This window comes from Paenibacillus xerothermodurans (assembly GCF_002220865.2).
Taxonomy (GTDB): domain Bacteria; phylum Bacillota; class Bacilli; order Paenibacillales; family NBRC-103111; genus Paenibacillus_S; species Paenibacillus_S xerothermodurans.
In genome coordinates this window covers 35,020-55,317 of the sequence record NZ_NHRJ02000020.1, presented here as the reverse complement: position 1 = coordinate 55,317, position 20,298 = coordinate 35,020, and the positions used below count along the sequence as shown (strand labels likewise).

At 50.3% G+C, this 20,298-nt stretch carries 18 protein-coding genes and 1 tRNA gene; all 19 read right to left on the bottom strand.

What is annotated here, in order from left to right:
• Positions 1-2: 2 nt before the first annotated feature.
• Positions 3-1,553 carry an anthranilate synthase component I family protein gene (locus CBW46_RS19870; protein ID WP_243633413.1) on the bottom strand — a complete coding sequence of 517 codons (1,551 nt, stop codon included), beginning with the start codon at positions 1,551-1,553 and terminating at the stop codon, positions 3-5.
• 119 nt (positions 1,554-1,672) lie between these two features.
• Positions 1,673-2,611 carry a cysteine synthase A gene (cysK, locus tag CBW46_RS19865; RefSeq protein WP_089201705.1) on the bottom strand — a complete coding sequence of 313 codons (939 nt, stop codon included), beginning with the start codon at positions 2,609-2,611 and terminating at the stop codon, positions 1,673-1,675.
• A gap of 103 nt (positions 2,612-2,714) precedes the next feature.
• Positions 2,715-3,647, bottom strand: a complete 933-nt coding sequence (locus CBW46_RS19860) for a SurA N-terminal domain-containing protein (protein ID WP_089201704.1) — start codon at positions 3,645-3,647, stop codon at positions 2,715-2,717.
• Positions 3,648-3,710: 63 nt separating this feature from the next.
• Entirely contained in the window at positions 3,711-4,580 is an 870-nt protein-coding gene (gene hslO, locus CBW46_RS19855) for an Hsp33 family molecular chaperone HslO (RefSeq protein ID WP_089201703.1), read from the bottom strand.
• 45 nt (positions 4,581-4,625) lie between these two features.
• The gene (locus CBW46_RS19850) at positions 4,626-5,390 is read right to left on the bottom strand and encodes a type III pantothenate kinase (RefSeq protein WP_089201702.1); all 765 of its coding nucleotides are present in this window, start codon (positions 5,388-5,390) and stop codon (positions 4,626-4,628) included.
• On the bottom strand, positions 5,387-6,256 hold the full coding sequence (gene nadC, locus CBW46_RS19845) for a carboxylating nicotinate-nucleotide diphosphorylase (protein WP_089201701.1): 870 nt from the start codon (positions 6,254-6,256) through the stop codon (positions 5,387-5,389). The genes CBW46_RS19850 and nadC overlap by 4 nt, the downstream gene beginning before the upstream one ends.
• Positions 6,249-7,862, bottom strand: coding sequence for an L-aspartate oxidase (nadB, locus tag CBW46_RS19840; RefSeq protein WP_089201700.1), 1,614 nt, complete (start codon positions 7,860-7,862; stop codon positions 6,249-6,251). The genes nadC and nadB overlap by 8 nt, the downstream gene beginning before the upstream one ends.
• A 38-nt stretch (positions 7,863-7,900) precedes the next feature.
• Complete coding sequence (gene nadA / locus CBW46_RS19835; RefSeq protein WP_089201699.1) at positions 7,901-8,839, bottom strand: quinolinate synthase NadA; 939 nt, start codon at positions 8,837-8,839, stop codon at positions 7,901-7,903.
• 283 nt (positions 8,840-9,122) lie between these two features.
• Positions 9,123-11,069, bottom strand: a complete 1,947-nt coding sequence (ftsH, locus tag CBW46_RS19830; protein WP_089201698.1) for an ATP-dependent zinc metalloprotease FtsH — start codon at positions 11,067-11,069, stop codon at positions 9,123-9,125.
• A gap of 70 nt (positions 11,070-11,139) precedes the next feature.
• Entirely contained in the window at positions 11,140-11,679 is a 540-nt protein-coding gene (gene hpt / locus CBW46_RS19825; RefSeq protein ID WP_089201697.1) for a hypoxanthine phosphoribosyltransferase, read from the bottom strand.
• Between the two features lie 59 nt (positions 11,680-11,738).
• Positions 11,739-13,163, bottom strand: coding sequence for a tRNA lysidine(34) synthetase TilS (gene tilS, locus CBW46_RS19820; RefSeq protein ID WP_089201696.1), 1,425 nt, complete (start codon positions 13,161-13,163; stop codon positions 11,739-11,741).
• Positions 13,164-13,213: 50 nt separating this feature from the next.
• Entirely contained in the window at positions 13,214-14,125 is a 912-nt protein-coding gene (locus CBW46_RS19815; protein ID WP_089201695.1) for a protein kinase domain-containing protein, read from the bottom strand.
• Positions 14,109-14,876 carry a vWA domain-containing protein gene (locus CBW46_RS19810; protein WP_089201694.1) on the bottom strand — a complete coding sequence of 256 codons (768 nt, stop codon included), beginning with the start codon at positions 14,874-14,876 and terminating at the stop codon, positions 14,109-14,111. The genes CBW46_RS19815 and CBW46_RS19810 overlap by 17 nt, the downstream gene beginning before the upstream one ends.
• Positions 14,877-15,141: 265 nt before the next feature.
• On the bottom strand, positions 15,142-17,637 hold the full coding sequence (gene spoIIE / locus CBW46_RS19805; RefSeq protein WP_089201693.1) for a stage II sporulation protein E: 2,496 nt from the start codon (positions 17,635-17,637) through the stop codon (positions 15,142-15,144).
• Between the two features lie 463 nt (positions 17,638-18,100).
• Positions 18,101-18,174, bottom strand: a tRNA-Met gene (locus CBW46_RS19800).
• A gap of 189 nt (positions 18,175-18,363) precedes the next feature.
• Positions 18,364-18,852 carry a S1 domain-containing RNA-binding protein gene (locus CBW46_RS19795; protein ID WP_089201692.1) on the bottom strand — a complete coding sequence of 163 codons (489 nt, stop codon included), beginning with the start codon at positions 18,850-18,852 and terminating at the stop codon, positions 18,364-18,366.
• 109 nt (positions 18,853-18,961) lie between these two features.
• Positions 18,962-19,291, bottom strand: a complete 330-nt coding sequence (locus CBW46_RS19790) for an FtsB family cell division protein (protein ID WP_089201691.1) — start codon at positions 19,289-19,291, stop codon at positions 18,962-18,964.
• A gap of 26 nt (positions 19,292-19,317) precedes the next feature.
• Positions 19,318-19,887, bottom strand: a complete 570-nt coding sequence (gene yabQ / locus CBW46_RS19785; protein ID WP_089201690.1) for a spore cortex biosynthesis protein YabQ — start codon at positions 19,885-19,887, stop codon at positions 19,318-19,320.
• The gene (gene yabP / locus CBW46_RS19780) at positions 19,884-20,168 is read right to left on the bottom strand and encodes a sporulation protein YabP (protein WP_089201689.1); all 285 of its coding nucleotides are present in this window, start codon (positions 20,166-20,168) and stop codon (positions 19,884-19,886) included. The genes yabQ and yabP overlap by 4 nt, the downstream gene beginning before the upstream one ends.
• Positions 20,169-20,298 lie beyond the last annotated feature (130 nt).

The window sequence follows — 20,298 nt, the reverse complement described above, 5'->3', positions numbered from 1 at the left end:
CGTTAGACCAAATTTTTCACAGCCGTTTCACTGTACTGAATCGCTTTCCAAATCGCTTTCGCCTTGTTCAGCGACTCCGTGTATTCCCTCTCCGGCACCGAGTCAATCACGATTCCGGCACCGGCCTGTGCATATCCCACTCCATCCGCAACCAACAAGGTACGAATAATAATATTAAATTCCATATTGCCGTTGTAGTCAATCCAGCCCAATGATCCGGTGTAAGGTCCCCTCCGGACAGGCTCCAACTCCTCAATAATCTCCATAGTGCGAATTTTGGGTGCGCCGGTAATCGTGCCGCCCGGAAAACAAGCCGCTATCACATCGTACGCGTGCTTTCCATCTGCCAGTCGGCCCTCGACTTGGGAGACGATGTGCATCACATGAGAATAGTATTCAATGACCATAAAGTCTTCCACGCGGACAGTCCCATACGACGAGATTCGCCCCAGATCATTTCGCTGCAAATCGAGCAGCATGATGTGCTCTGCGCGCTCCTTCTCATGGTGGATCAATTCGTCCGCTAGTTGCAGATCCTCCTGCGGATTCCCGCCTCTCGGCCTCGTTCCCGCTATCGGTCGGGTTCTGACCGTATCGCCCTCTAACTGCACGAGCAGCTCCGGAGATGCCGAAACCAACTGAAAATCGGCGAAACGCAGCAGAGCCATGTACGGTGAAGGATTAACTACCCTAAGCCACTCAAAAATCTCCTCCGGTGTTTGTTTCAACCTTTTGTGCTGCCGAACGGACAGATTTACTTGGAACACATCGCCCGCAGCAATGTAATCTTGTATCCTGCGTACAGCGGTAATATAATCTCGCTCTGAGAAATCTGCCTGGATCCCTTCTATGGCCGCGATGTCTACTTCCAGCAGATCATGCTGCGCTGCAGCCAATCTCGCAGCGCGCTGCGCAGCAAAACGAGCCGAGTGGTTCACTGCTGCAGCACGATCCCACTGCTCTTTCATCCGTGCGGCAGTGAGCCGCGCGTGTTGATACAATTGCTCCAACGAGAATACGGGCTCAGCTAATAGCGGCGTATGCACCACACAATACAGCATCTGTGCCTCATGGTCTATCACCCACAGTTGGTCGAACCGGGCAAAAGCGTAGTCCGGCATGCACACATCATCTAAAGCGGCTGCCAGTAAATTTTCTATACTGCGAACCACATCATAGGCCCAGTACCCCACGCAGCCACCCATAAATTTCGGCATCCCCTCCAGTGTCGGCGAACGGAATGGTTCCATCCAACTTCTCACCAAATGTAAGGGAGCACCGTGCACACGTTTCGGCCGGGACTCGCCGGTAGTTTCAGCCAACTCAGTTATCGTCGCCTGATTGCCCTTACCCTGGATCTCCGACACAGGCTGAAGGCCAAGGTATGTGTATCGTCCACCCTTACCGCTCTCTAGGACGAATGATCCGGGCGAAGCTTCCCGCCACGCCAGTTCCCAGGAAATCAAACGATCCGATTCCAGCGGATAACAGTCAACATAGGGCAGCATAGTGTAGCTGCCGGCCCATTGCTGCCATTGCTGATAAGCTATCATAGTCAAGAGTTATCCCCCGTTTGCATATCTTGTGCCCAATGTAAGTTGGACTAAGTATACTTGATCTCACTTATGAAAAAAAGCCCCTCATTGTGTGAAGGGCTTGGGTACTGTATGAATTAGTCCTCGAACTGGTACAATGGCGTGCTTAGGTATCTTTCACCGTTACTTGGAACGATCGCAACCACGCGCTTGCCCGCTCCCAATTCTTTAGCGATTTGCAGAGCAGCGTAAATGGCCGCCCCAGAGGAGATGCCGCCAAGAATGCCTTCTTCTTTTGCAACGCGGCGCGCTGTTTCGAATGCAGCATCGTTGTCGACCTGAATGACTTGGTCATAAAGCTTCGTGTCCAGAATATCCGGAACAAAGCCTGCTCCAATCCCCTGAATTTTGTGAGGACCAGGCTTACCGCCGGACAACACCGGAGACGCGCTGGGCTCAACTGCATAAATTTTAACATTTGGGAAGTTTTCCTTCAAAACACTGCCTGCGCCTGTGATTGTTCCCCCCGTTCCAATACCTGCGATAAAGGCGTCCAATTTACCATCATGGGAGTTAATGGCTTCCACGATTTCCGGTCCGGTCGTTTCACGGTGAACTTTCACATTGGCTTGGTTCTTGAACTGCTGAGGTATAAAGTAGGATGGATTCTCAGCTTGCAGTTCTTCAGCCTTTTTGATAGCACCCTTCATACCTTCCGCTCCAGGTGTCAAAACCAGCTGTGCTCCGTACGCACGAAGCAAGTTGCGGCGTTCCATACTCATGGTCTCCGGCATTACCAGAATCGCCTTATATCCCTTGGCCGCCGCTACCATCGCAAGCCCGATGCCCGTGTTCCCGCTTGTAGGCTCTACGATAGTGTCACCCGGTTTGATTCGGCCTTCTTTCTCCGCTACTTCAATCATGCTGATGGCAATGCGGTCTTTGACACTGGCGCCCGGGTTCTGGTACTCCAGCTTAACATAAACTTCAGCACTGCCTTCCGGCACAACACGATTTAATTTCACGAGCGGCGTGCCGCCGATTAAATCCGTGATGTTCTGCACTAATTTAGCCATTGAAACGTTCCCCCTAAAAAGAATGAATAATATCCGAGTAAACTCCTAGGTATTCTCTCTTTATCTTATCAACCATAACACGGGTTGTCAACATCAAATTGCCCTACATCAGGATGCTAACGTTCCACTTTTCCCGCAGCATCTTCAGCACTTCTTTCAGGGGGGGCGCTTCCCTTAAAGCCATCTCTTTTCTCACGGATTCCCTTATCTGCTCCCGGGTCATAGTAGGATGCTGCTTTCGATCGACCAGCTTTAAAATGTAGAAATGATCATTAATGGCAATTGCTTCACTGATGTCACCGATCTGCAGTTGCTTCACCGCACTCAGTAGCGGTTCGGCAATAAACGGATCATCCTCATCGATCCAACCTAAATCTCCACCGCTGTTCCGAGTTGCATCATCGAGGGAACGCTCCTGAGCGACCTGTGCGAAATCAAGCCCTCTGTCTATGTCCGCCATCACTTTGGCAGCCTGCTCCGGCCCGCCGACCACGATCTGCTGTAACCGGAGCTGCTGCGTTATTCTGAACTCATCTGGATGAGCAGCAATGTACTCATCCACTTGTGTGTCCGTAACCGTGACATGCCTGGTAGCGAGCTTTTCGAGCAGGAGCTTGTCATACACATCCGTTTTCAAAGCGTCCATCGTCATACCAAGCTGTTCCCGCATAGCCTGATAAAACTGGTCTTCGCTGTCATACCCCTGCTGCATACGTTTCAGTTCTTTCTGGATTTCACTTTCTTCCACAGTAATGCCTAGTGCTTTGCCTTCCATACGAACCACTTCATGATCCACCATCTGATTTAACAATTCCCGCCCGTACTTCTGTAACAGCTGCTTCTCCAAATCCGCGCTGGTGATGGTTTTCTCCCCGATCGTCGCAATAGTTCTTGTTGATTCATTTTGTTCAGAGTGATCAGGATCCATGTCGACATTGGTTTCGGTAAAGAAACCGGCAAACAATACGAAGGAAAGGATGACAACAACAATCAGCAAAACCGCATTGACTCCCCACAAGACCTTAATGTTTCGCATTTCCAATCCCCTCGTATATTCACTCTCGATTAAGCTGGTGACCACGTTCACTCACTGTTCCGATTACATTTGAGCGATCAGTCTTGTCAGATCCTCTTCCCCAAAATGATATGTCTCATTGCAAAAATGACACACCACTTCCGTTTTGCCGTCTTCCTCTAAAATCTGCTGCAGCTCTGCGCGGCCCAGAGACACCAGAGTATCTTGCACACGTTGTTTAGAACATTTGCAGCGGAACTGAACACCCATATTTTCCAGCACCTGAACCTCAGGGAGAACCCTATGTAATATATCCTCCAGCTCCATACCTGCTTCGAGCATCGTGGTGATCGGCGCGATCCGTGACAACTGCAGCTCGATCAATCCAATCTCATCATCCGTCAGACCGGGCAAAAGTTGAATTACAAAACCTCCGGCCGCAGTGACGGTGAAGTCCACCCCAACCAAAACACCTAGGGCGACTGCCGAAGGAGTCTGCTCCGATTTGGCAAAGTAGTAAGTGAAATCTTCAGCCAGCTCTCCGGAAATAATCGGAATGCTACCGCGGTACGGCTCTTTCAAACCTAGATCCTTAATAATGTTCAAAAAACCGTCTCTGCCCACCGCGCCGGCCACATCCAGCTTCCCAACTTCGTTGAGCGGAAGATCTACATGCGGGTTGTCAGCGTACCCCCGCACATCTCCACGAGCATTTGCGTCGACCACGATCTGACCGATAGGTCCGCCGCCTCTGACCAATATAGTGAGCTTCTCCTCACCTTTGAGCATTGCGCCCATCATCAGTCCGGCTGCCACGGTTCGCCCCACCGCCGCCGTAGCCGTAGGTGTCATCTCGTGACGTCTCCTGATTTCATCGACAATCCCTGTCGCACGGACGGCAAAGGCCCGCACTTTTCCTTCCATTGCTGTAGCTCGTATTAGATAGTCACGCATGATAGTGTCCTTCCTTGGTGGTGTGATAGTACTGGGTGTTTTTGATCACTGATTTCGCTCATAAATTACACGTAAACCCTGCAGCGTCAACAGCTGATCAACACTGTCGATTGTGCGGGAATGGCGGGAGATAAGCTCAGCCAATCCCCCTGTGGCGATTACCCGAGGCTTCACCTGATATTCCTCCCGGATGCGCTGAACGATGCCATCGACCTGGCCGGCGAAGCCATAGATGATGCCCGCCTGCATAGAGGCCACCGTGTTGCGCCCGACGACGCTTTTTGGGGGCACGAGCTCGATTCGCGGCAGCTTCGCCGCACGTTGATACAAAGCTTCCGTCGAAATGCCGATGCCAGGTGCAACCGCCCCTCCTATATACTGCCCCGTTGCATCTATGTAGTCAAATGTAGTCGCCGTACCGAAATCTACCACTATACAAGGCGGCCCGTATAGTTCGATGGCGGCTACAGCATTGACGATCCTGTCGGCACCGACTTCTCTGGGGTTTTCATAACGTATGTTGAGACCTGTTTTTATCCCAGGTCCAACGATAAGGGGCACCTTGTTTAAATATTTTGTACATAATTGTTCCAACACAAACATTAGTGGCGGCACCACGGATGCAATGATCACACCCTGCACCTGCTGCAGCTCAATGCCTGCAAATTGGAATAAGTTATAAATCATCATGCCATACTCGTCCACCGTTGTAGACTTATTGGTGCTGAGCCGCCAGTGATGCTGGAGCTTTTCTCCATCATAGATGCCTAGTACAATGTTCGTGTTGCCCACATCTATTACTAAAATCATGCAGGCGCTCCCTTCTGCTCATTGAGGTCCAAGCTAATGTCGAGCGACTGCACGGAGTATGTGAGCCGCCCGACGGATATCACATCGACACCCGTTTCAGCGATAGCGCGAATCGTTTCCAAGTTTACCGAGCCAGACGCTTCTATCAGAATATGCGGCGCTTGAGATTTCATTCTCGCCACCGCCTGACGCATTTGTTCAGGTGACATGTTGTCGAGCATGATCACGTCCGGCCCGGCAGACAACGCCTGCTCAAGCTGCTCCATACTCTCAACCTCAACCTCTATCTTCATCGTGTGCGGAATTCGGTCACGTGCGGCACGAATCGCAGCCGTTATGCCGCCGGAGCCTTTGATATGGTTATCTTTGATCATGACAGCGTCAAATAGCCCGAAACGATGATTGTGTCCGCCGCCTACGCGAACCGCGTATTTTTCTAGCAACCGGTGTCCGGGGGTGGTTTTGCGTGTGTCCACGAGTCTGACCGGCAGACCCCGCAGGGCATCCACATACTGCCGCGTACGCGTAGCAATGCCGGAAAGCCGCTGCAGTAAATTCAGTGCCAACCGTTCTCCGAGCAATATACTGCGTGTGCTGCCGTATACTTCGGCCAGTATTGTACCCTTGGTGACAAGCTGGCCCTCGGCCACCTTAAGATCGAAATGCAGGCCGCCATCCACCAGGCTGAATACCGCTTGCGCTACTGGCAGGCCGGCGATTACACCGTCGTCCTTAGCGTGAATGATTCCCTTAGAGCGGTGCTGCTCTTTGATTGTGCTCATAGTCGTCACGTCACCCATGCCGATGTCCTCCTCCAACCATAGCTGGAGGCTTCTTTTCACAGATTCCATTGGCAGCTCATACATCCTCGATTCGTCCCCCCAACGCCCCATGTTCTCGGCTAAAAACGGTGTGCTTTTGCCAGATGAGATCATTCTTCTCCGGAAAATCCTCACGGTAATGCCCGCCACGGCTCTCTTCGCGGAGCAGCGCCGCATCTGCGATCAAAAGCGCACACGTAAGCAAATTGGCAAACTCATATTCTTCCCGCTTAGTCATACATGTACTAAAAATGGGAAGTTGCCGACGCAGCTCACGGCAGCCCTGTTGTAAACCCTTAGCTGTGCGCTTCACACCTACATGTCGCAACATAAGCTTCTGCAATTTCAGCTTCTTTTCCACTATCGGTTGTCTTGCAGGTTCCGTCCGCGCTTCGTAATCCATGATGCATATCCTGCGTGCGAGAGGGGCGAGCTGATGGATGCGATCTATGATTCTACGCCCAAACACGATGGCTTCCGACAGGGAGTTGCTGGCGAGCCGGTTAGCCCCGTGCACTCCCGTGGATGACACCTCGCCGCATGCAAATAAGCGCCTCACCTCTGTTTCCCCGTGTAAATCCGTTCTCACCCCGCCCATCATATAATGGGCTGCGGGCGCTACAGGTATCCAATCCGAGGATAAGTCAAGGCCATAAGTCAAACAAAACTCGTAGATGGTGGGGAAGCGCTGCTTGACCGTGTGTTCGGCCTCGTGCGTAAAATCTATGTAGACAAAGGTGGACTTTGTTTCCTCCATTTCATCGACGATAGCGCGAGCAACAATATCACGTGGGGCAAGTTCGAGCAGCGGATGATATTTCTCCATAAAACGGTGGCCGTGGATATTCCGCAAAACAGCCCCTTCGCCTCGCACCGCTTCTGAAATGAGGAAACGCGGTGCCCCAGGGTAACATAACGCCGTGGGATGAAATTGTATGAATTCCACGTCTTGTATCAATGCTCCGGCCCGGTAAGCAATTGCGATACCATCTCCAGTGGCAATGTCGGGATTCGTTGTGTAGCGGAACAGTTGTCCCGCACCCCCTGTGCATAAAATGGTAGCGTCCGCCTGTACGAAAATCATCCGGCCATTAGGTGTCTGCACCAATCCACCCATGCATTCGCCGCTATCAGTGATCAAATCAATGACAAAATGGTCATCCCATACCTCAATATTGTTATCCTGCTTTGTTCGTGTGGAGAGCGCTCGTACAATCTCCGCCCCGGTCGCGTCCCCATTGGCGTGCAAAATGCGCCGCCTGCTGTGCGCACCTTCCTTAGTCAAAGCAAATGTTCCGTGTTCCTGGTCAAACTGCGTACCCATGCTTATCAGATCTTTTACCCCTGCAGGGCCTTCATGAACCAGAACGTCTACGGCCGATCGCGAGCAAAGGCCAGCACCCGCGAGCAGCGTATCCTGGCTGTGACAAGCAGGCGAATCGTCAGGTGCTGTTACCGCCGCGATTCCGCCCTGTGCATAGCGTGTATTGCTATCAAGCAGTGTTTTTTTGGTGATCATAGTCACCTTATACCGTTCGGCAGCTTTTAAAGCGGTAAAAAGACCCGCAATTCCAGCACCAATCACGAGGACTTCAGTCCGTACTCGTGGCAGTTCATTGAGATTAAAATCAACCAAATAGCGCGGAATCATCAGCACACTCTCCTCCATCTACAAGAGAGCAGCGCATGCTACTTCACTTGTAACATGCGCTCCAAGGACGCTCTGGCCTGATCGGCGACCTGCGGCGGAACATAAATTTGAGGCTGCATTGTCTCAAGACAGCGGACAACCTTTTTTAAATTGTTCACCTTCATGTTGGGACAAACGAGATATTTGGTGGCAAAATGGAACTTTTTGTTCGGGCTGTCCAGCTGAAGTTGATAACCCGTTCCATCCTCCGTACCTACGATGAACTCTTGGCAATCCGATTCCCTACAGTATTTGATAATGGCGGTAGTACTGCCAACAAAATCACCGAGCTTGACGACCTCCGGCCTGCATTCCGGATGAACGACGAATTGCGCGTCAGGATATTGCGTTTTCATTTCCTCCACGTCTTTGACGGTGAGCATATCATGTGTATTACAGTAACCTTCCCAGATGATCATTTTCTTGCTCGTAAATTTGGACACGTAATCACCCAAATTCTTATCCGGTACCCAGATAATCTCATCCGCATCTACGGATTCGATGACCTTAATAGCGTTAGCGGACGTACAGCATATATCGGTTTCCGATTTAACCTCCGCTGACGTATTGATGTAAGCGACTACTTTTGCATTGGGATGCTGCTGCTTCAACGCTCGGAGGCCCTCCACGTTCACCATGTCCGCCATTGGACAGCCGGCCCGCTCGTCAGGGATTATCACAGTCTTGCTAGGAGCTAAAATCTTTGCGCTCTCGCCCATAAAATGAACTCCACAAAAAACAATGACGTCCGCGTCGGTTGAAGCCGCTTTCTGAGCCAACAAAAAGGAGTCGCCGCGAAAATCTGCAATCTCTTGAATTTCATCCCGTTGGTAATAATGAGCGAGAATAATGGCGTTTCGTTCTTTTTTTAGCCGCGCGATTCGTTCCTTCAACTGCCGCTTCTGGTCCTCTTTCCGCTCTAACGCTAAAGCCTCCATTTACCATACGTCCCCTTTCGGTCACCGTACCCGCAGAATGAGCAATTGATACACCTGTGAAATAGTTCACATATTGTTTAGATTTACACCTAATTTACACAACATCACGGGCGCTGTCAATCATGAAATAACGCGAAAATCCCGGATTCACGCGCCCTTACCGCCCTATGTCGACACACTCCTCCAACCACATGATTTGTCAACAAATGTCATAGATGACCGATGCCCGATAAAAAAAAGCCGACAGCATAATGATATGCCATCGACTTGTTGAGAATAGCTTTTAAGTGTCTTTGTTTTCGTCTTCGGCTGCAGGCTTATCGAAACCCAATTTGTTTGCTTCCGAAGTCGTCTGCTGACCTTGAATATTGACTTTCACATCTGCTGCGACATCATCCAGTTTGCCAGTTTCGATCAACTGCTTAATCTGGTCTTTCTCCAAGGTTTCACGCACCATAAGCGTCTCTGCGACTAAGCGAACCTCGTCCGCGTATTTCTCCAACGTTTCTTTCGCTCGCTCGTAGCAGGAGCGGATAATTGATTGCATTTCTTGATCAATTTCATACGCAATAGCGTCACTGTAGTTTTGTTCGTGGCCTAAGTCACGGCCCAGGAACACCTGTCCCTGCACATTACCGAATTGCATAGGACCCAGTTTGTCGCTCATACCGTATTCCATGATCATCTTGCGCACAATCGTTGTTGCACGCTGGAAGTCACTGTACGCGCCCGTGCCAACCTCTCCAATAAACAATTCCTCCGCCACGCGGCCGGCTAAAAGTCCGGTTACCTTGTCGAGCAGCTCGTTCTTGGTGTTCATTAAACGATCTTCGCCGTCTTTCGGCAACATCATGACATATCCACCTGCACGACCTCTCGGGATGATCGTCACTTTATGCACCATTTCGGCGTTTTCGACGTGATAGCCAACGATGGTATGTCCGGCTTCATGGAAGGCGACCATCCGCTTCTCACGTTCGCTTATCACACGGCTTTTCTTTTGCGTACCTACCACTACACGGTCGAACGCTTCATCCAACTCATCCATTGAAATATCTTTACGATTGCGGCGTGCTGCGATCAATGCTGCTTCATTCAACAGATTTTCTAAATCGGCACCGGTAAAGCCAGTGGTGTACCGTGCCAATGCGTCAATCCTCACATCTTTGTTCAACGGCTTGTTGCGTGAGTGAACCTTCAATACCGCTTCCCGTCCCTTCACATCCGGACGGTCCACCGTAATTTGACGGTCAAAACGGCCTGGGCGCAATAGAGCAGGGTCCAAAATATCCGGTCTGTTGGTGGCAGCCACTATAATAATACCTTCGTTGGCGCCGAAACCGTCCATCTCAACCAACAACTGATTGAGAGTTTGCTCGCGCTCATCATGTCCGCCGCCTAAACCGGCGCCCCGTTGACGGCCCACCGCATCTATTTCATCTATAAATATGATACATGGAGCGTTCTTTTTCGCATTTTCGAACAGGTCGCGCACACGGGATGCACCGACACCGACGAACATTTCTACAAAGTCCGAACCACTTATGCTAAAGAACGGCACGCCCGCTTCACCTGCTACCGCTCGGGCAAGCAAGGTTTTCCCTGTTCCAGGGGGGCCGTTCAATAATACACCCTTCGGAATTCGTGCCCCGACAGCGGCAAATTTACGAGGATCTTTCAAGAACTCAACGACCTCAACAAGTTCCTGCTTCTCCTCATCCGCGCCCGCAACATCTTCAAAGGTGACACGCTTCTTCTCTTCGTTATAAAGCCTAGCTCGGCTCTTGCCGAAATTCATGACTTTACCGCCGCCACCCTGTGCCTGATTCAACAAGAAGAAGAACAGGATGAAAATGATGACGAACGGAATGATGGAGGTGAGGAAACTGATCCAAACGTTACCCTCTTCCATCTCCTCCACGACAAAGCCACCCGGAGGCACTTCACTAGCCTCGATCAAACGGATAACCTCCGGATCATAAGGTGCTCTGGTCTCGAAGGTCTGTTTATCCGGTGCAGGTGGATTCTTGTAATCACCGCGGACCAAATATGTGTATCCGTCAAATCTCACATTGACCGATTCTACATTATTTTGTATTAAGGTCTGCCGGAGTTCGTCGTAGCTGATTACGTCTCTCTGATCATTTTGCGTGCTGATAAAGTGAACAATACCGACAGTGACCAAAAAAATAAGCAAATAAAAGCCTGTATTGCGAATGATTCGATTCATCCCCTACCTCCTCTCAAAAACGACAACTTTTTTTATTGTACCACAGCAAGTCTTGGCATCACAAGAAATGCTAATGGGAATACACCTCCGGTTTTAGCACCCCGACATACGGCAGATTGCGGTACTTTTCGGCGAAATCCAGGCCGTATCCAACAACGAAGGCATCGGGGATAACAAACCCTTTATAGTCTGCATCCAACTCCACAGTTCTACGCGCAGGCTTATCGAATAAAGCCGCCACGGTAATCGATAGTGCATTGCGACGCTCAAGTACATCGATCAAATAACTCAGGGTAAGTCCGCTGTCGATGATATCTTCCACAATGATAATGTTGCGGCCTTCGACCGGCACATCCAGATCCTTGATGATCTTCACAACCCCTGAAGATTTCGTCGACTGACCGTAACTGGAAACAGCCATAAAATCCAGCTCCAAAGGGACCGTCATCTGCTTAACTAAATCCGCCATAAAAATAAATGCGCCTTTCAGCACACAGATCACTAGCGGATTGCGACCCTCGAAATCACGGCTGAGCTGTTGGCCCATTTCCTTAACCTTGTCTTGTATTTCTTGCTCGGTGTACAGTATTTCTTGAATGTCGTTTTGCAAGAGAGAACCTCCTACTTGGAATGATTAAAACATATTATACTACCATCGCGCGCGGACACTTACTTGCCCGGCAACTGAAGCTTCATGCACAAAATCAACTGGGTATCGGCGGTCACAGGTGCATGCGATGATCTGCGAACACCGGGCAGCCATATAATCGAACCGTCACCGTCGGCGATAATCGGCACATGATTGCGCACGCTTGGTGGAACTTTTGCATCAATGAAGATATCCTTTACCTTTTTGGACCCCTTTAGTCCGTAAAGACTCATTCTATCCCCTGGCACGCGGCTCCGAACCTGCAGCGGAAAATGAAGTTTCTCCGCATCAAACCAGGCGACATTCCGGTCCTGCGTGGAAATCTCGGTGCCCGCGGCAGATGAATTCCGCTCCATCCAAACGCACTCCACTCTCACGCCCGTCTCCGGAACGACTACACTCCCTTGTTGAAATTGTACCGGATAGGCAAACGGGATAGGCGGTACCACATAAATATGTAGTAAAATCCGATCATATTCCCTTGTCAACTTGACGTTGCCGCCTATATCCAAGCTCAGGTTGGAGGGCTCCTCCCTGAGAATAGCTTCACGTATCTGCTCAAGCTTGATAAAATCTATGGAATCCGCTTCAACAGCAAGATAATTTAATATTAATTTAATCAAACGCCTTTGTAAAGAAACATGGACACTGCAAAACCATTTTCTGGACCAGCCCGCGCAATCGTTTTCTTTTCTGACAAACTGATCAAATAAGCTGCGTGTCTGTGCCTCCAGATAGTCGTTTTCTGCGCTCATCATGTCCGCGAGGCGGTTCAAAGCTTCGGGCAGCTGCTCGTTATAACGCTGCTGCAGCTGTGGTAGCAGATCCAGCCGTATTTCATTGCGCAAATAGCTGCGCTTTAGATTACTGCTGTCCACACAGTATTCCAAATTGTGGACTTTGCAATATTCTAAGATTTCATCTTTATATATACGGAGCAGAGGGCGGACAAGTTCCATATCTTTTTCCGTGCGCCTCCTGGGAATTCCAGTCAATCCGGCAGGGCCGGTGCCACGCAGCACGCGCATGAGCACAGTCTCCGCTTGATCATCGGCATGATGCGCGAGGCAGATCCGGTTCGCATCAGACGCTGCCGCCACCTGGTACAAAAACCGGTATCGCAGCTCACGTGCAGCAGCCTGTGGATTCATGCCGCTTTCCTTAATATATGCCGGCGCATCCACGTGTACGATCTCACATGGCAGGCCGAACCGATCCGCAAGTGCGCTCACAAATTGCGCTTCACCCGCCGATTCTTCGCCCCGAAAGCCATGGTCCACGTGCGCTACTATAATTCTCCAGCCCCAGCGTTCCGATAACGAAAAAAGAACATGCAGCATCGCTACGGAATCAGGTCCACCTGACACCGCAGCTACAATACAGTCCCCTCGTTCTAAAAGCCGCTCGGCGATAATCTCTCGTTCAATCCTGTTGAGCAAATTCATCCTGTCAGTCCTCTCTTCCTGACGCCCACCGGAGCTCCAGACGGGGCTCATCACCAATACATATATAAACTGAACCCGAAAAGCAACAGAGATGCGGCGAAGCACAATCTCAACCAAGACGCGCGTCCTGACGGAGGATGAGCCAGTGACGGTTGACGCAAGCTTTGTTTGCGCCAGTCTGCCAATGCCTGTTTGGAAGTGTGGTATTGACCCAACAGTGCCCTGCGCAGAGGCACAGCCACCGGCTGCAATGCTGCAGTTGTGTTCAGCATGTCGAGCAGTACATCCACACTTCGCGTCTGAGGAAGCAGCTTGTCGATAACTGCCATGCGGTGTGCGGATTGTACACTGCTTATCACCAGCACTGCGAACGCGAACAGATCGTAGGCCTCATCAGCAATACGTGCCCCCGCTCCCCAATAGCCTCTGTCGTAAATCTCGGTGAACTGCTTCACCGACCGTCCCTTAGGTGTTACGCCTCCGAAATCGATTAACTCGACGTCGCCATACCCGCCTACGAGCATATTCTGCAGCTTGATGTCGCCGAATACATACCCTTCCGAATGCAGCTCCGTCAACTTCCTAAGCGTGTTCAACCCGATGAGATACACCCAATCCCGACCGTGACGCAGCAAAAAATCTGTCATGCTCTGTCCGTCGACGTAGCGCATAACATAAAAAGGAATATCTGTGCCGTCGAAATGATAATCATCCACGTCAAACAAATAATTTTGAAACGAAGTGTTTGATTCGGACAGCACTTTTAGCGCATTTACCTCGGATTGATGTTCTGCAGGGCTGTACCCGGCTTTTAACGCATAGGCGAGTTTACCGCGACTCACCAGATAGACTTTACCGTTAGCTCCGGCGCCAAGCACCCGCTCCACGCGATATTGCCTTTTATTCCATTTGCCGTTTAGTGTGGTGCCCGGCTGCCATTCACGCTCAAACGACGTAGTCACTTAATATCCCATCCTTGCTGGTCGACAGGCGCGCCGGCCCATTTCGCTTAGACCCGCGAGGACCTGCTCCGCTCAGCTCCTCGCCGTCGGTCATAAAATGCACTACTTTTGTCAGCGCCGGTCCGGTAGGGGTCGTCCCTTTCATGTTTAATTTATAAAACAAACGGTTCAGATTTGCAAGGTCGCGAGTCCACGCCAAATCCATTTCAACTTCCCGGGAACTATCGGCGGACGCCGGAAAATGGAAAACTGCAGTTTCACTCACGCCGCTCCGGGCTTGCAAACTGAGTTGAAGGTCATAGATCGCTTCCTTTACCGCATGAAGCTTGGACTTCATACTAGCGCTCGTGTCAATCAGCAATGCAATTTTTAACGCAGCCGTTTCACTCAATTCGTCCATGACCTGCACAACCTTTGCGCGCTGCTCCGGAGGCAGGCTCTCTAAACGGTCATTGCCTAGTATATTGCTCAGTTCCTTGCCGACAGCCTGCTGAATGGTCTGTGTTACGGTCTGACGGGTCATCATCTGCACTGTCTGCGAAAGCTTCGACTTAGAAATCATTCTACTCATACCGCCTCCCGCATGGGCAATTCCAGTAACTTCCTCCTGCGCCGCATCGTCAAAACCATCCGAGTCGACCAAACCTATCACGTTAACGATGATGCCTTCCGCTTTCGCATGTGCCGCAGCGATCACCGGACTGATTCCTACATTGGACAGGCCGTCCGTAATCAAAATGATTTGTTTCATAACCCTCATCCTTCCCCTATCAAGCTACTTTCTATTAGCTTTGCCAGATTGCAAGATTCTAAACCGGCTGGAAAGGCAAGGGGCGGCATATATCGCTGTTTATATCAATGCCTGGCGTTAGCAAAAATAAAGGATTGGCGGGTGCCTTTACCTGCCCGCTCAATCTTCCGCGCAAATCAGCAATATCCGCCCGAATGGTGCAAAAATTGAGTGTGGGGAGACACGTGCCTTATCCACAACCATACGCCGTGTGTTTTTGGCGCATTCAGCTGACCGTTTTCGGCCGTTCGAGCCGCTGCAGGCCCGGCCACTTGAAGGTGGCCCACTGCGGCTTGTACTTATCCACACGCGCAACAACTACAGTCATATCATCGTGGATTTCACCGTGATGATGTCTCACAATCCTCTCCAGCAGAACGTCTGCGAATTGCTGCGGTGAATCTGTAGCAATCTCGGACAACATCCGCTTCATCCACAATTCCTTATTCACCGCGTGTCCAGGGGCATCGTAGATGCCATCAGTCATCATGATTAATATGTCGTTCGGCTGCAGCTGCAGCGTGACCAGATCAACATCAATGTCTTGCACAATGCCTACAGGCAAGTTGTTGGCTGTGATTGGAAAGACTTCGTCGCCCCGCTTGATAAAGCTCGGTGTAGACCCAATCTTTAAAAACGTCGTATTCGCATTGTACAAGTCTATCAGCGCTACATCTACGGTTGCATACATTTCATCGGATGACCTGAGCATCAACACCGAATTCACGGATTTAATGGCCAGCCTCTCATCCATGCCGGACTGCAGCAGCTGCTGCAGAATGGTAAGCGCGGTACTGCTCTCCGCGCGCGCGCGCTCCCCGTTGCCCATTCCATCGCTGAGTGCGACAGCGAACTTGCCGTTCCCGAGTTCGACAGTGCTGAAGCTATCTCCGGACAGTAGGTCCCCGCCCTTAGCCGCCGCTGCTATACCGGTCTCGATCTCGTATTCCTTAGCCGAGCCGAACACCACCGTGCTGTAGCCCTCTTTGCGCTCCAGCATTTGTTCATCTTTCACCGCAATATGCTCTCCAAGTATATCCGACAACAAGGGAGCGATAATTTTCCGGCACTCGTCGAAGCCCTTTGTATACTGATGAATAATTTCAATCTCTACGTTGCCCTCGTCCAAGTTGATGATGTCAATACTATGGATGGACAGCCCGAGCCCCTCCAGGCCGGCCCGGATCTGCTCCTCTTGCAGGTACAATTCTTGTCCCTCGCGCTTAATCTCTTTGGCCAAATCCTCCATCACCTGCGATACGCCCGACAGCTGCTCGGAGACCAGTTGGCGGCTGTCGAAGATTTGCTTTTTCCAATGCTGGTCATGCTGATACAAATCGTACTGCTGTTTCATTACCTCGAGTACCTGGTCCGGTTTTACGCACAGTCTTTTCCATTGCGGCTGAATATCCTTGCGGCTCACTGCCTCGTGCAGCTCTACCTCGGTCATCATGTCGGTCATAAACTTGTACGTCTGATAAAACCGCTCATCCCAACACTGTATGCGTTTCCAGCACGTGGAGCAGGAGCGCTCGGCGACGGCGTTCATAAAATGTCCAACGTCTTCTTCCTTCTTAATGGGGTGCATATCCACGGTAACCTGCTTGAAGCTGCGGGATAGCTGACGAAACACTTCCGAAAACTGCTCGACTCGCGTCGCAGTTATATCACGCACTCTTTTGGCGTAATCATGCTGCGACTTCATATTTTCATGTGTGCCCGGCACATGTTTAGCTAACGCCTGTGTGATTGAGCCCGGAGTGAGAAAGAACAGCAGCACGGCTGCGAGGGACTCCCATGTGGAATGAATGACGTCCGTCTGATTTCCTATATAAAACGAAAGGATCGACGACCCGAGCAGCATACCCAGCGACACAGCCGTCTTCTTGCCCTCCTTAAGCAGACCGGCGAGCAGGCCGGCGAACGCTAGCAAGCTCATCTGGTAGATCGCGTTAGAGTCGGCCAAGCTGATAATGAGTCCGCTTATCACACCTACAGATGCGCCTAGCGGGGCGCCTCCAACCAAGGCGAACAGGAGAATGAGATAACGCGAAAGTACATGCTCCACAGTGACGGGACCCACCAGCCAGCCCACCGTGCCGGTCATAACGGAAGCCAACAGTATGATTAAACAAATTACCTCTTCATGCTTGAGAGAGTAATTTTTTCGGGTTAATGTGAACACCGGTATCGCCTGCAAAAAAATATGCGTCAAAATCAGGCTCAACAGCGCCTCCACCCCGGTGAGCATAAAGGTATACCAGTTCAGTTGCACCGTGACCAAATCAGCAAACAGTTGCACGAAAAAAGTAGATACAAAAGCAATAATCGGCGCGTAGGAGATGTCCGAACGTTGGAAGCGTTCGACGCCTTTTTGGATCAAGATGAATACGAGCATAGATGTGCCCATAAATCCTGTGTGCCCAGGGTCGGCAGATAAAAGGCTTCCCCCGATCAGGCAGATTGCCGTCCATAACAGCAGCTCCTTGCGAAGAAAATAGATCACCCCGAAAAACGCTATCGCGAATGGAGCCAATTGATCCAGTATCATAGCCCGACCTAAGAGGAAAGCCATCACTAACAGAAGAGCTGACCATTTCTTAGCGACTACCGACTGGGTGAGACGATTTTCCACCAACACGTTCGTTACATGGCTTTTTGCGTGCTGCATCCGGCGGCTCCAACCGAAGCCAATTTGCGAGAGACCTAATTTTTTTTGCATAATTTCTGAACACCACCCATAAGCTATTTAGTGTTCTCTAGTATATCGGCACTCTAGCATAAAGTTTGTCACAATGGGTTGGTAGATTGAAAGTTTTTTCCGACAAAAATAAGCGGCTGCGCGCAAATCAAATATCATCAGTAATAATCAAAATGAAAACGTTACCACAATACTGTAAAATGCTGGGATTGGAAACATGCGTTCTTGGGTTTGAGTTAGAAAATGATCACTGATCCTCGGTGTATGCTGTCGATTAGAAAAAAAATATATGTATTGCGACAAAAGCTTTGAATCGGCGGGGTTAGCTGCGCAACGCGCATTGCTGCAGTAGTGCTTTCGGTTGGAGTTGCACGGAGTGTGCTGAGTGGTCTATCCGTTGGGCAGCCATCCCGAGGGCTTAGACAATAAAAAAACGCCCCACCGGAAGCAAGTCACGGTAGGACGCCTTTTGTTGTCTTGACAATAGCGGCGAAGGGAATCGAACCCCCGACCTCACGGGTATGAACCGTACGCTCTAGCCAGCTGAGCTACACCGCCACAATAAGCAAAAGTATATAACAGCGCGGGAGGTTTGTCAAGTTGCTGGGACTTGCACATATAGCGTTCGCCCCGTGCACCGAGAATAGGTTGCTGACTGAGGTGCAAGCATGAAACACGTGAACTAACGTTGCACTCACTGAAAAGCCGCATAAACGGTTGCCCGCCTATACGGCTGTTATAATATGATTAATCGCGCCGCGCGCCGCGTCCTCCACGTTTCCCTTCAGTGTTCTTCTTCAGGGACGAGATGCGTTCCTCGCTGTCCTTCAAAAAACGCGACATTTTATCTTCAAATGATAGCTTACCTGCAGCGGGCCTGCCTCCACGACCACCGCGATCTCCGCCACGACCGCCGAAACCGCCTCGACCTTCGTGTCTGCCGCCAATGCCGGGTCCGCCACCTTGTCTTTCAAAACGAGCGGGCTTCGCTTCCACCGGTTTATCCACCGCTTGCTTGATCGATAGACCGATTTTGCCGTCCTTGTCAACATTAATCACTTTGACGGTAACTATGTCATTCAACTTCAAATGATCGTTGACGTCCTTAACATAGTTATCTGCAATCTCCGAGATATGCACCAGGCCCGTACCGCCCTCAGGTAGCTCTACAAATGCCCCAAAGTGAGTAATGCCCGTAACCTTTCCTTCCAGCTTGCTGCCCACTTCAATTGCCATAAAGTAAAATGTTCCTCCCTTAAATAGTTAGCAAAACCTCGACAATGGAGATTATAACTTACGGGCTACATACGGTCAACAAAAGGTTTGCCCAGCCCGTTTGGACTGATCAGTTCTGCTCTTTCGGAACGTAGAATAAGGTTTCACCCTGCTTCACATAATGCAGCTCTTTTCTTATCTTTTGTTCAACATACTCAGGATCATTCAATCGTATAATTTCGCGCTTGGCCGCTTCATTCATCTGCAGAGCTTGCTCTTTCTTCTGCTCCAACGCAGCAACCTTCTCGCTTCGTTCCTCGATCTTGCCTATCTGATTCCACAGCGTCGCGCCGGCCCAACACAAAAAGCAAGCAAGAATAATCATAACCAGCCGACGCCGGCGATATGAGCCCTTATTATTCTGTTTGGTTCGGGTACCTGCTGCCTGGGCAGAACTCATAAGCTGTAGATCCTCCTTGCAATCGCTCAAAAAAAACGACGGATGAACGCCGAAATCTTGTGACCGGTTTTTTGTAACCATGCTGGAACAACCATGTGCCGAGTTAGAAGCTTGAATAGCCATAGCAGCAATTTCCAGACAGGATAAAATAATTGTAGCATAATTCTATACAGGAAAATAGCTATAGCAGCCAAAAATCCTAAAAAAATCAGCGTTGCCCTATACAGCCACACCGTCGGCATGATTATGAACAACTCTATTATTTTTTTACCGATGCGAACCATGGTTTGTACTACACGGATCATCCATAATATTAACCGGATTACGGTTCGGCTAAACACCAGAAAATAACCGACAATTCCGATGAGCAACCCAATGAAAATAAACAACCGCACTTCACCCAGATTACTCTCATACAACAGCTTAAAAACCAGCAGCGTTCCCACAAGCCAGAAAATTACATCAAGGAGGTAATAGGCATAGCGAGGTGCCCTGAGCTGGCCTGCAAGCACCCGGTACAAATCGTACAATCCGCCTAATGACAATCCTCCCAGCACCATCATACCCATGGTGACAAACTGCACGTGGAGCGTCACTTGAACAGCTTACCCCATAATCCCTTGGACTTGCCCTGGGACTGTGCATCTACATAAGCCAGCTCATTGACTAATCCTTCGATCACGACCAGCCCCTGCTCCAAGCTCAGATTTTTAATGTGCAGGTTTTGGCCTTTAATCATTAAGAAACCGAATTCGGTCTCCAATAAAAATTCCTCACTGTCAAAACTCTCGACGTTAATGACGCCGGATACTTCGAGCAGCTTGCGGTTCAGCATCTTAATTTCCTGTCGCTTGACTTTTCCCGGCTCAATTGCCATGGGTATCCCTCCTGGCCGCTTTTGCAGTTTAAATATCGGTTGCTGCCATAGCTGCATAACCGGCGCGTTCTGTGCCGAGCTGTTATCGCTGCATTAGCACGACGCACGCTGTAGAACACGGGTATGACAA

Bases quoted from the DNA above. Each gene is read 5' to 3' on its own strand.
- CBW46_RS19870 (WP_243633413.1), bottom strand. From the start codon at position 1,553: ATGATAGCTTATCAGCAATGGCAGCAATGGGCCGGCAGCTACACTATG.
- cysK (WP_089201705.1), bottom strand. From the start codon at position 2,611: ATGGCTAAATTAGTGCAGAACATCACGGATTTAATCGGCGGCACGCCG.
- CBW46_RS19860 (WP_089201704.1), bottom strand. From the start codon at position 3,647: ATGCGAAACATTAAGGTCTTGTGGGGAGTCAATGCGGTTTTGCTGATT.
- hslO (WP_089201703.1), bottom strand. From the start codon at position 4,580: ATGCGTGACTATCTAATACGAGCTACAGCAATGGAAGGAAAAGTGCGG.
- CBW46_RS19850 (WP_089201702.1), bottom strand. From the start codon at position 5,390: ATGATTTTAGTAATAGATGTGGGCAACACGAACATTGTACTAGGCATC.
- nadC (WP_089201701.1), bottom strand. From the start codon at position 6,256: ATGTATGAGCTGCCAATGGAATCTGTGAAAAGAAGCCTCCAGCTATGG.
- nadB (WP_089201700.1), bottom strand. From the start codon at position 7,862: ATGATTCCGCGCTATTTGGTTGATTTTAATCTCAATGAACTGCCACGA.
- nadA (WP_089201699.1), bottom strand. From the start codon at position 8,839: ATGGAGGCTTTAGCGTTAGAGCGGAAAGAGGACCAGAAGCGGCAGTTG.
- ftsH (WP_089201698.1), bottom strand. From the start codon at position 11,069: ATGAATCGAATCATTCGCAATACAGGCTTTTATTTGCTTATTTTTTTG.
- tilS (WP_089201696.1), bottom strand. From the start codon at position 13,163: ATGAATTTGCTCAACAGGATTGAACGAGAGATTATCGCCGAGCGGCTT.
- CBW46_RS19810 (WP_089201694.1), bottom strand. From the start codon at position 14,876: ATGAAACAAATCATTTTGATTACGGACGGCCTGTCCAATGTAGGAATC.
- spoIIE (WP_089201693.1), bottom strand. From the start codon at position 17,637: ATGCAAAAAAAATTAGGTCTCTCGCAAATTGGCTTCGGTTGGAGCCGC.
- CBW46_RS19795 (WP_089201692.1), bottom strand. From the start codon at position 18,852: ATGGCAATTGAAGTGGGCAGCAAGCTGGAAGGAAAGGTTACGGGCATT.
- CBW46_RS19790 (WP_089201691.1), bottom strand. From the start codon at position 19,291: ATGAGTTCTGCCCAGGCAGCAGGTACCCGAACCAAACAGAATAATAAG.
- yabP (WP_089201689.1), bottom strand. From the start codon at position 20,168: ATGGCAATTGAGCCGGGAAAAGTCAAGCGACAGGAAATTAAGATGCTG.